Genomic DNA, 12,375 nt, shown 5'->3' with positions numbered 1-12,375 from the left:
TGCTTTTTATTTACTTCTTTTGAACTTCCAATTTTCCACCTGCTGATCTCGAACCAAACTCTGGTGCATAGAAAGATTGAAATTCTGCAAAACCAAGAGTAAAATCTCCAGTATGTTCTACTTTTGTTTCATATTCAAAGCTGTGTTTACCACGCGATACTTGATCAAAATAGTATTGAACTTTTTGATCTTTTATATTCCAGTAATATGAACCGTTTCTGTTATACATCCACCTAGAAAGCTGCTCCCAAGGTAGCTGTGTTGCCGAAAGATAATCTTCTAGAACTACAAAATCTAGTGCTTGATGGAACTCGAAATCTAATTTTACTTTGAGTTCATCTCCTACTTTTACTAGGGTATTTTCTATCGGAATCCAATTAATTTGATCTCCATTTTTTTCTTTCTTATACAATTTTTTGCGAATACTGCACAGAGGATCTTTTTGGGTTTTTACTTGGCTGATTTTCGACCAATATTGATGATGCCAAGCTACCCAAACAGGTTGTTTACTTTTATTTTCAAATCGAATTTTGGCTGTAGCCAAATCCAAACCTTGATTGTTTACAAATTCCTTAATCTTAAAACCTAAATGAGAATTTTGTTGCCAAGCTACTTTTTGATCATTAACAAACAAATCTAGCTCTTGATTTCCAAACATTTTTTCATTAGGATTATTTTTCAGCAAAGCGTACACAATTCTTATCGTGGAAGCATTGCTTTCCCAGTGCTGTCCTCTTTTTTGTTGTATCAGCCAGTTATGAATTTTCATACGTCCTTTTGCATCTCCCATTTTTTCATAGAGGGAACCTATTTGAGCCTGGACCACATACTTTTGATTGTAATAACGGAGTCCATTTGCCAGTTTTTTCCAATATTTTGTTTGTTCTTGAGTGTTCTCAAAGCTGTTTTCTTCTACACTTTCATAGATATCTTGAGCAATTTTCATTTTACCATATTGCAAAGCAATATCCCACACGGCAACTCGGTTATATAAATTCCCTTGGTACCATTTTTTCATTGCCTTATTGAGATAATAATCTCTAGCTTCTGAAAGTTGATTTTTTACAGGCTTAATATTTTCAAATTTATTTCGAATTTGCAAGTATCGCCAAGGTCGGTAATCAAACTTTTTAGGTTCCTTCTTCTCTTTTTGATACCATTCTAAGAGTTCTTTATCTATATATTGTAGTGCACTTCTTATTTCTGAATCCCAAAGAAAATTTTCTAAATTCAAATCTTGAAGATTCGCCATATTTTCTAAGAAATAATAAGTCATACCTACCGAAGAATAACGGCTGTTTTTGAACCAAACAAAACTTCCATCTCCTTTTTGAAATTTACTAATCATAGTCTCTAGCTCATCATTTCTATAAGACAAAGCATTATCATCAAAATAATCAGCTAAAGCTTTTATTTCTTCTTCTTGATTTTTTGCATCGTATAACCAAGGCGTTTCTTCTAGCATAATCGACTTGAGATCCTCATTCTGCCTCAATGTGGATTTCGGCTGACTTTCCACCCATTTTTTCAATCTTTTTTCTAAGCTTGGATTTTCCTTCAAAAGTTTCTGTCCAAGGGCATTTGCAAAATACTCATCCATCAAGCCTGAAAAAATCATTTCATTAGTGGTTTTCACCTTTGGCAAAGATTGAGCTACTTGCCAAAGTGTATTGGCGTTTCCTTCTATCCTAAAATTCTCAAATGAAGTTTGGTTTACCCAATCTTTTAAAAGAATAGTCTGTGTTCCTCCCGCAGGAATCGTTAAGGCTATTTGTTCTTTAATCAATTTTTGATTTGTAAAAACAGGTATTTCACCTTTTTCGATATCTATAAAAGAAGTGTTTTCTGCTTTAAGTTCATAAGACAATGCACCCGAAATGTTTTTTGGAATTTTAAATTTCCAAGAATGAACTTTACTTTTAGAAATTCCAATATTCTCTACAGTCGAAAGTGCCGTTTCCAATAATAATTCTTCTGTTTCAGCATCTTTTAAAACTAAGCTTACTTCTGCATTTTGGACTTCTTTAGAAAGGTTGGAAATTTTAGCAACCATTTCTACTTCGTCCTCGGCATAATAAAACTTAGGTTTATGCATTTCAATCATCAGTTCTTTTTGAGAAATAATCTCTTTCTCTAAATAAAACTGCTGTAACTCTTTTGTGTAACCATAAACCATCAATTTATAAGTCCCTGGTTTATCAGTTGCCTGAAAAGGAATACGAATCATTCCTTTTTTATCCGTCTGAAGTTGTGGAAAGAAAAATACCGTTTCTTTAAAATTTGTTCTTGGCAATTCTTGTTTTTTGGGTTTCTTTTTCTTCTGAACTTTTGCCAATTTGGAATCGCTAGAATAAGCTTCTGCCTCCGAATCCATTTCTATACTCCCCAATCTATTAGAGCTTTTTGAAACTAAAGCATTCAAATTTCTAGAAGGGGGATATAATCTATTTTCTTGATAAAAGCTTGAATTATGGATTAACTGATTCCAACTAAAATGACTTTGATAAATATTTTCCAAAGAAGGATAATAGGGATTTTCTGACCTCCAATTGAGGTAATTATTTGAAATCCTTGCCTTAACTTTATTGGAAGAAAAACTCGTGATTCTGTTAGGATAAGAAAACAATTGATTTTTAATCTTATGTTTAGCAATTGCATCCAAACTTTTATCAAACATAAAAGCTAAAACTTCTGTAGCAGGTGTTCCTCCTTTTAAATCTTGAATTTGCAATTGCCAATCTTCCTTTTTTCCAGGTTTTAGTTTATCAGAAATGGTGATCCACTTAGCCTGTAATTCTTTATTTTTCCATGGAACAGAAATGATCTTTTCTTGTGAATAACTCTTACCGTCATACTTGGTTTTCGTAATCAACATTAATTGTCCATAATCTTCTTTACGCACTTCATACTTTTCGTGGAATGTTTTCCCTCCATTCAAGCAAGTACTCCAAACCATGCCTTTGTGGTTAAAAAGTTGGATTTCATAACTGGCATCAAACGGTAATGCCAGTTGGAAATTTATTTTATCGCCCGGCTGATATTCTTTTTTGTCGGTTTTAATATGAATTTCATTTGCCCAATGCTCCAACTTACCTTTTGATGGCAAAACACTTAAAAACTCTTGTTTTTCAATTTTGTTTCCAAAAGAATCTTCTAATTCCAAACGAATTTCATAGGCTCCTTTTTTCAATGTTTTTAATAAAGTAGACACTTCATTGGAGGTAATCTCTAAGCTTTTTATTTCTCTTAGCTTTTTCCAATTTTTCGGCTGACTTTCTTGTCTATTGGTTAAATGAATAAAGTGTTTATCGAATGAAAAATCCTCAGTTGGAAGTACCCAGTTATCTGTTTTATAATCAGAAGATTTCATCAAAATCTCCTTAGGTTTTTCGAGTTCCCAAACAGTTACTTTTACCTTTTTATCAAGGTTTTTACTTGCAAAATTGCTTACACTCGTTTGTATATTTAAAGCCTCTTTTTCGAAAATAGTTTGAGGAATTTCAAAATCTATATTCAATCCTTTTTGCCCCATCACAAAATTGATAGTTTCTAACTCAGAAGCTCCTGTAGGATCGGTTAATTTCAATCTTACATCGAAAGAAATAATATTTTCATTTCTGATTTTTTCAGGAATTTTTCTGGTATCAATTTCCACAAAAGCTTTCCCTTCTTGATCGAGTTTAAGATCTTTTGCTTCAAACAAAATAGGCTCAGACCAAAACCATCCGCAACCCCAGAAACGATAAAATTCTGGTTGTTCCTTATATTTTACTTCAAAACTCAAATCGGCATTTGCCATTTTAACTCCAGAATAGGTTTTCCCCGTAACTTCTATTTTGATTTTATCACCTAATCTTTGTTCTACATTGGGCAATTCATGTGTCATCAAAAAGCCAGGTCTTTTATACTCTGCTACACTAAAATATTGGTAACCTCCCCTATTCGTTTTGAATCGGTAATTCCCATTCATTCTACCTTTTGGAAGATCGAAATACAAATAACCCGAAGCATATTCTCCTAGCTGAACGGCTTTCTCTTCTATCAATTCTCCTTGTGGATCATATAAGGAAACGATGGCTTTTTCTTCTGGCAATAGTTGAAACAAGCGTGTATTTTTCTCACGTATCAGTCTTTGAATTTTGAGTTTCACCCTTTGACCTGGACGGTAAATTGATCGATCTGTAAAGATATTGTCCTCATAAATATCTTGATTTTCCCTGTATTCTGGGTAATAATTCTTCCGCCATCCATAACGCTGAAAATAAGATAAAATATCCTCACCGTCTTGAATATGAAATGCTTGAATACTCTTTTTATCTGGATGTTTTATCTGTCTATTTTTATCAAAAGTTTGTCCTGATTTTTGGGGATCCGAACTAAGAATTAATTCCGAATTTTTAGGATAATAATTTTGACGAATATCTCGAACACTTACATAATCTTTTGCCTCAGACAAACTCAAATTAGAAACCTGAAAAATAGCAATATCAGAAGATTGAGCCACCTGCACGGCATACATCCCAAAATCCATAGTAGGAAGTATCAAGGTCTTCTTATTAAATATATAGGGAAGATTTCCCGATACATTATAAGTAAAAGTTTCTATTTTCTTGGCTTTCTTTAAATCTGTCAACCTCAATTCATAGTAACTACGTTTAGATTCCAAAACCTCAAGAACCTCCTTACGATCTAACTGATAAAGGTGAAGTTCCATTTTTTTCAAATTCTTCAAATCAGAAACCACTCGTATTCCTTGTCCAGAACGGTACTGTTCTTTTAGGCTAATACGATACTCTTCTAGCTCTATTTGCTTAATGAACTTTTCACTTTCCTTGTACAAAAAGTCTGTTTTTCCATCAGTATTCTTGAGTGCTTTTTGTGCTTTTTCTAATGCGTTTTGGTAAAATGTAGATTTTTTCTTTAGCAGAACTTCAGGAAGTCCATCTGTTCCTTGTGCATATATTCTGTCCGCTTTTTGAAGCTCTAGAAACGCCACTGAGAGCAAATAATAAGGATTATTTGGTTCTTCTTCTAGCCATGAGAGTAGTTTATTTTGATAGACTTGATTGGTTTTATCAGAAATATAAAGAGACTTGATTTTTTCCCACTTCCGAACTTTCAAAACTGTTTGATATTTTTTTGATGAAATAGATTCCATCAATGCATCAAAATCATTCTGAATAGCAAGAAAAAGTTCTTTTTTTGTTGTTCCCTTTTCTATCCATTGAACAATATCTTTTTCCACCAACATTTTATCATCATTCAACATTGTTAGTTGATAATTCAAATCTTTCCAAAGCATCATTTGATACACATTGGTAAAAATGGGCGTTTCAGAATTGGTAAATTGAACCGTAAAAACAGATGCTACTTGAGCGAGGTCTACTTTTTTAAAAGAAGACAAATGAGAACGATAAATTTCTCGGTACGCTAGCATTTTCTCTTCAACACAGTCTTTTGTCCAATTTTCTTGCTCGACATCTTCACAGGGTTTTCCATCGTGCTTTTTGGGCGCATAACGGATTTTTTTTTTCAATAAATCGAAAGCAAAAAAGCTAATCAAAGCTTGTACTTTTCCCTTTTTAGCAACAATATCTTTATCCAGTAATTCTATGAATTTATAATTAAAAGAACTTGTTTGATCCGTTAATTGAGATTCCAATCTTCGCATGACGATTAAACAACGAGCTTTTTCGGCAAAATCATCACTTTTAATATCTTTATAGTAGGATTTACAAGCCTTTAAAGCCGTTTTGGGCTTATCTTGCTTTTGAATCAGCTGTTCTATTTCTTGCCATTTTTTCATACGTTCTTTATTGTGTTGTGCTTGCATGGTAATTCCCATAAACACACTCAAAATGATAAGGAATAATTTTCCTAATTTTTGAATTTTCATAATTCCAATTTTTCTGGTAGATAAATTTACAATATTGATGCCGAAAAAAGATAAAAGACCTTTAATAAGCAAACCAACGAAAAACAAATAAAGCTCCTTTCAAAAGGATACAACACTTTGTTTTCATAATTTGAATAGCGAATATTTTCAGTTTCCTTTTCGAGGTGTCTACCACTGTAATAATCTCTAATACCATTTATGGTGTTAATTTACCCAAATGCAAAAGCCCCCTTTGAATAGCTTGTCCCGATTTTTCGGGAGGGAAAGGGGAATGTTCCACTACGATAGCACTCCAAAAAAGAAACTAAAATCTATGGGTAAATTAGCACCATAAATGGTATCGCTCACTTCTTTCCCTTTCTAATCATCCAATAATAAAAATACAGGGCTTTTTATGAAAGTCTGGAAGGGCGGTTTTTTTCCAATCTTGAACAGATTGTGTTTTTATAAATTCGTCAGTTAAAGTAAGATGATAAGCGATACACAATTGGGTCTTTGGATTCAAATGATTGAGTAATTCTTGAAACAACTGTTTATTTCTATAAGGTGTTTCAATAAAAGATTGACTTTGTCCCTTTTTAGCTAGATTTTCAAAAAATTGTATTTGTTTTTTTCTGTCTATTTTATCTATTGGGAGATAACCATTAAATGCGAAGCTTTGTCCATTTAGACCACTTGCCATTTGAGCCAAAAGAATAGATGAAGGTCCCACAAAAGGAGTCACTCGGATATGGTTTTGATGTGCTAATTTCACAATATCTGCACCGGGGTCTGCCACACCTGGGCAACCTGCATCTGAGAGTAAACCTATATCTATTCCCTTCAAAAGTGGATTTATAAAACTTGAAATATCTGCTGGATCTGTGTGTTTATTAAGCTCAAAAATAACCAAGTCAGATTGCGGTGTTTTAATACCTACAGACTTCAAAAAAGCTCGTGCTGGTTTGCTATGTTCTACCACAAAATGATCGAGTTCTTGAATTTTTTGTTGCACCTCTTCAGGAATGGTTTTGTTCAAATTTGAATCACCCAGTGTATTGGGAATTAGGTATAAGGTTCCTTTGTTCATCTGTTTAAATTCTGTTTTCTAATCGTGCTTTTGCTCCTGTTTTATAATCTACAAAATCTTGTTTCAAATATTGGAAATGGGCAGTAATTGCGATCATTCCAGCATTATCTGTACAATATTCAAATGATGGCATAAAGACATCCCAACCTGCGGTTTTCTCTCTTTTGAGTAATTCTTTTCTAATTGCCGAATTTGCCGAAACTCCCCCTGCAATCGCAATCCTATTAATCCCTGTTTCTTTTACAGCCGTATGTAATTTTTCCAATAAAATCCCTACAATAGTAAACTGAACAGAAGCACAAATATCCTCCAAATGTTTTTTTACAAAATCGGGATCTTTTTTCACTTCCTTTTCTATATTCTGGATAATATTTGTTTTTAATCCGCTAAAGCTAAATTCCAATGCTCCTACTTTCGGTTTAGTAAATTTCATAAACCTAGGATTTCCTTTTTTAGCCAAACGATCAATAACAGGCCCTCCAGGGTACGGTAAATCAAGATACCTTGCAGTTTTATCAAAAGCTTCCCCTACAGCATCGTCAATTGTTTCTCCTAAAATGTGCATATCGTCCACCGCATTCACCTGAATGAGTTGAGTATGACCACCAGAAATGGTTAAGCAAATAAAAGGAAACTCAGGCGAATTTTTCACTCGTTCGTCTTCTATAAAATGTGCCAAAATGTGTCCTTGCATGTGATGAACCCCTATGAGTGGTTTTTCTAAAGCAAAGGCTAAACCTTGAGCAATAGAGGAACCCACCAATAGTGAACCCATTAAACCAGGACCTTTTGTATAGGCTATGGCATCAATTTCTTCGAGTGGTAAATTTGCTTCATTCATGGCTTCCTGCAATACAGGAACCATATTTTGCATATGTGCTCTAGATGCCAATTCTGGAACTACACCGCCATATTTTTCATGCACGGCTTGATTTGCGACAATATTCGATAATATCTTCCTATCTTTGATGATTGAAACAGAAGTATCGTCACAAGATGTTTCTATGGCAAGGATTATGATAGGTTTATTCATGATACAAAAGTAATCACAATCGGATGTTACGGAAAATATTTAAATGGATTTTATGGCTTATTGCAATTATAATATTTTTGAATATTATAGGTTATTTCGCTATTCATAATAGTTCCGTACAAACCTACCTTACCAAAGTTGCCGCAAAATACATCAAAAAAGAGCTCAATATGGATGTAGAAATTGAGCGGGTAGATTTGCGTCCGTTCAATAAAATATTATTGGAAAACTTATTAATATTTGACCATCAAGGAGATACCGTAATTTACTCCAAGAAACTATACACCGAACTTATTAATATTCAAGATTTTGGAGACAAACTCAAACTAAAAAACATTCAGTTTGAAGATGCTTTTGTACAAATGAAAACCCACGAAGGAGATACTTTCTCTGGCTTAGATTGGTTTATCGATCAAGTAGATGGAGAAAGCAATCCTTTAGATACAAACCCAAGCACTTATATTGTAGATTTAAAGCAAATTTCTTTTAAAAATTCCCGATTTAACGTAGTAGATACTGGCTTATTTATTGGTTTTGATATCAAAAATCTAGATATCAAAAATCTGTCTTGGCAAAATGACTCACTCTTCATTGATATCAAACCATCAAAAGTGAATATTGATGATTTATTGAATATCGAAAGTATTGAAGGTCAATATACATTACTTGGAGTAGAAGAAATGCGTGCAGAGAATTTTTCTATTGCACTAGCTCATTCAAAATTTGATGGAAATGCCCGCATAAAATTCCATGATGATCAAATGGATTGGTTTCACAAAAAAACACAATACACCTGTGATATCAATGAATTAGTTTATGATAAAACCGATATTAATTATGCTTTAATAAACGAGGTAATTCCTAATTTCCCCATCAAGCTTCGTGGAAACTTGAAAGGAACTCCTAAAAAAATGAATTTTAAAAATATTCAATTTACCTCCAATAAATCTTTTGGTACGCTTGAAGGAAAAATAAAATACCTTTTTAATCCAGAAAAAATTCATTTGGACCTAGATTTTAAAAAACTCGAAGCTGATGCACAGGTAGTTAATTTCTATTTTCAAGACAGCCCAGAAATCCAAAAACAGTTACAACCATTATTCCCAATAAAATATCAAGGAAAATATAAAGGAAACTTTGACCTTAACGAATCTAAAGGTAATTTCAGTACTGCTATTGGTGATTTATCTACCGACTTACAAATCCTTATTGATCCAGATAAAAACAATGCCTTGTACTTTGCTCAATTAGATTTTAAGAATTTTCAACTCGATGCTCTTTTTCCAGAAAACGAATTAGGAAAAACATCGGCATTTTTTGATATTAAAGGTGAAGGGTTACAACACAAAGACCTCAAAATAAATATCCAATCTACTATACAGGAATTCCCTTTTAAAAACTACCCATATAAAGGAATTAACCTAGAAGGGAAAATATCTTATAATCATTATGAAGGAAAACTCAACCTTATAGACAGCAATTTAACACTGGATTTCAATGGATTAATTGATTTAAACAAGGGTAAAGAACAATTTAATTTTAATGCAGACATCAGAAATGCAAAACTCAATCGGTTAAAACTAACGGAGTCTCCAAACATCCTTTCTACCCACGTAAGAGCAAATGTAAAAGGGTATGATCTTGATAAATCTGCTGGAGAAGTCACCATTTCGAACACAAAATACACAAATCAGATAGGGTCCTATTCTTTAGACTCTATATTAATTTCCAATGAAATAGATAGTTTACAAAATCGAACTTTAAAAATGCAATCTGAGATTTTGGATTTCGATATGAACGGAAACTTTGAACTCGGAAATATCTACACTGAATTATTGCAGAAACTTCAGCCGTATCTAGATTTTGGTTTAACCACTTCAGATACCCTAATTTCAGATCAAAAATACCAATTAGCCCTAACATTAAAAGACGCTTCATTTATTGACAAATTGATTCTTCCTAATACTTTTTTAAGTAAAAACACCAAACTAAATATTCATAAAGAAGGAACGGAATTACCAATAATGGACATTCACTCCAAATATCTCATTTTTGGAAAAAACCTTATCAACGACATTTCAATAAAGAATGTTTTTAATCAAGATACTTTATCCTTTGAAATTAGTTCAGAAGGAATAGATATTGGACAAGAATCTGTGATTATTGATGGGATTCGAGCAAAATTTGACGCAAAACAAAATCAAATACTTTCTAATGCCACTTGGGAGGCTCTTTATGACTCTACAAACTATAGTGGAAATATGAATATTTCGGGAAATATTGATACTAATGGTAATTTTTTCGGAAAAGTATTGGCAAATTCATATCTATACATGATTGATAAAAAATGGCGTATAGATTCTACAAACAGTATTACCTACGACACAGGAAAGCTACAGGTTACCAATCTGTTCTTTAAACATGGAAAACAAGAATTGGAAATCAACTCAAGGATGGATTTTGACAGAGAAAACCAACTTGCATTAGAAATCGAAAATTTTGATTTAGACAATATTAATCCCTATTTAGAAAATTTATCTACCGATTTAAAAGGAAGAATATTTGGAACAGTTGTCGTAGATGATCTTCTTGATAAAATAAAAATACGAAACTCCATAATCGTTGACTCACTAAGCGTAAACAACCTGTGGCTAGGTGATTTAATATTCGAAAACAAAAAAAGTCAGACTTCTGGACGCCTAGAGTATATCATTGATTTAGAAAAATCGAATTATAAAATTATCAGTGCCAATGCGAGCTACGCACCAGAGCAAGGCTTCTCGAGTATGGAACTTAACGCAGATATCAAAAAACTGCGTGTAGATTTTCTCAATCCCTATCTGGAACCCTACCTAGATCAAATGAGAGGAAGAATAGATGGAAATTTACAAATTGTAAATGGAAAAACACTTGGCTATGTTTCACCACTCAAAGTTACCTTTCAAGTTCCTTTGGCAGGAACTAGATTTTCAATTGACGGAAGACCGAAAATAAAACTCGATGATTCTCAAATAAACATTAATAATTTAAAACTAAATGTAGAAAGAATCCTTGCAAAAGAAGAAGGAAATCAGAAGAAAGACTTCGGAAATACCTTTATTAGCGGAACCGTATTTCATGATAATTTTGAAAATTTCACGTACAATTTAAATGCCAATTTTGATAAATTTTTAGGACTTGCCACTACCAAAAAAGATAATGATATTTTCTTTGGAGACGCTGTAGTATCTGGAAAAATGAAAATGACAGGACAAGGTGCCAGTCCATATATAAAAGTAGATGTGGAATCTCAAGAAGGAACAGATATTTCTATTCACACCACAGACGATAATGAGATCGAGCAAACTTCTTTTATCACCTTTACCCAAAAACCTAAAGAGAAGGAAAAAGAAGAAAACATTCTGCTTAAAACCATTAGAAAAGAAATGTCAGATGAAGAAGGTGGTTTTAAAGTTGATTTAATCATGAAAGTAAAACCCTCTTCTATTGTCCGTTTTGCTATGGATGAATCCATAGTGGTCAGTAAAGGTTTTGGAGACATGAGACTCAATCTCTTTTCTGATATGAGCTTTGATCTTTATGGAAGTTATGAAGTTGATGAAGCCGATTTTTTCTATGCTTTTACGGATAATTTAATTACCAAAAAATTCAAAATTGAAAAAGGGGGAAAAATTACTTGGAATGGTGATGTTTTTAAAGGGCAAATGAGCAATATCAATGCGCTTTACGAAACGGATTTAAATCTGAAAAATTTAGGAGAAGAAGATGAGGAATCTAAAACGGTTCAAGCAACCATCAAACTGGGAGGAGAATTGATGAAACCTGAAGTGAAATTTGGAATAGCCATTCCCGAAGCCTCAGACAAAGCCAAAGCGAGTCTCAATGAAATGACCAATACAGAAGATAAACTCGCCAAACAATTTATATCGCTCCTACTGTTGAATTCTTTCTTTGTAAACAACCAAGGAATTAATATAGAGGACAGATTAGGAAATACACTAGTTTCCTCAGGTTTTGGCTTGTTGACTTCCAATATTAACCAGTGGTTAGATAATAATATTGCCAATTTTGATGTGGAAGTAAAAATTAACCCAGGAACAGGTGCCGAGCTAGAATTACAAGAAATAGAACTCATTCTAAAAAAGAGTTTCCTCAACAATAGATTAAGAATTAACGGAAACCTAGGAACTCCCTTAGGACAACAAGATAATTCCGACTTAAAAGGTGATGTAAATATTGAATATGATCTTCAAAAAGATGGAAAGCTCAAACTAAGAGTTTTCAATAAATCATTTGAGGCAGAAGCATCTAATAAAACAGAATACCGACAAGGTATTGGTTTATTTTACCGCTTTGATTTCGACAGAATTTTTTAGT

Annotated in this window: 4 protein-coding genes; 1 reads left to right on the top strand and 3 read right to left on the bottom strand. The window is 33.0% G+C overall.

Translation table 11 applies throughout. The features are described from left to right. Positions 1 to 10 precede the first annotated feature (10 nt). The 3 genes from N4A45_02685 to tsaD all read right to left on the bottom strand — a co-directional run bounded on the left by N4A45_02685 (position 11) and on the right by tsaD (position 7,998). On the bottom strand, positions 11 to 5,896 hold the full coding sequence (locus tag N4A45_02685; protein ID MCT4664125.1) for an MG2 domain-containing protein: 5,886 nt from the start codon (positions 5,894 to 5,896) through the stop codon (positions 11 to 13). 364 nt (positions 5,897 to 6,260) lie between these two features. Next, on the bottom strand, positions 6,261 to 6,965 hold the full coding sequence (locus N4A45_02680) for an SAM-dependent methyltransferase (protein MCT4664124.1): 705 nt from the start codon (positions 6,963 to 6,965) through the stop codon (positions 6,261 to 6,263). Positions 6,966 to 6,969: 4 nt separating this feature from the next. Further along, a complete protein-coding gene (gene tsaD, locus N4A45_02675; GenBank protein MCT4664123.1) occupies positions 6,970 to 7,998 on the bottom strand; it encodes a tRNA (adenosine(37)-N6)-threonylcarbamoyltransferase complex transferase subunit TsaD in 1,029 nt (342 codons plus the stop codon). Between the two features lie 23 nt (positions 7,999 to 8,021). Here tsaD and N4A45_02670 point away from each other — a divergent pair, with 23 nt between their 5' ends. Continuing rightward, positions 8,022 to 12,374 carry a translocation/assembly module TamB domain-containing protein gene (locus N4A45_02670; protein ID MCT4664122.1) on the top strand — a complete coding sequence of 1,451 codons (4,353 nt, stop codon included), beginning with the start codon at positions 8,022 to 8,024 and terminating at the stop codon, positions 12,372 to 12,374. The last annotated feature ends 1 nt before the right edge of the window (position 12,375 follow it).

Source organism: Flavobacteriales bacterium (genome assembly GCA_025210805.1).
GTDB lineage: Bacteria > Bacteroidota > Bacteroidia > Flavobacteriales > CAJXXR01 > JAOAQX01.
Note: the sequence above shows the minus strand (reverse complement) of the source record. Positions and strands in the feature narration are given on the sequence as shown.

What these genes read in the sequence shown, in the direction of transcription:
- N4A45_02685 (MCT4664125.1), bottom strand. Translation starts at nt 5,896, where the DNA reads ATGAAAATTCAAAAATTAGGAAAATTATTCCTTATCATTTTGAGTGTG.
- N4A45_02670 (MCT4664122.1), top strand. Translation starts at nt 8,022, where the DNA reads ATGTTACGGAAAATATTTAAATGGATTTTATGGCTTATTGCAATTATA.
- tsaD (MCT4664123.1), bottom strand. Translation starts at nt 7,998, where the DNA reads ATGAATAAACCTATCATAATCCTTGCCATAGAAACATCTTGTGACGAT.
- N4A45_02680 (MCT4664124.1), bottom strand. Translation starts at nt 6,965, where the DNA reads ATGAACAAAGGAACCTTATACCTAATTCCCAATACACTGGGTGATTCA.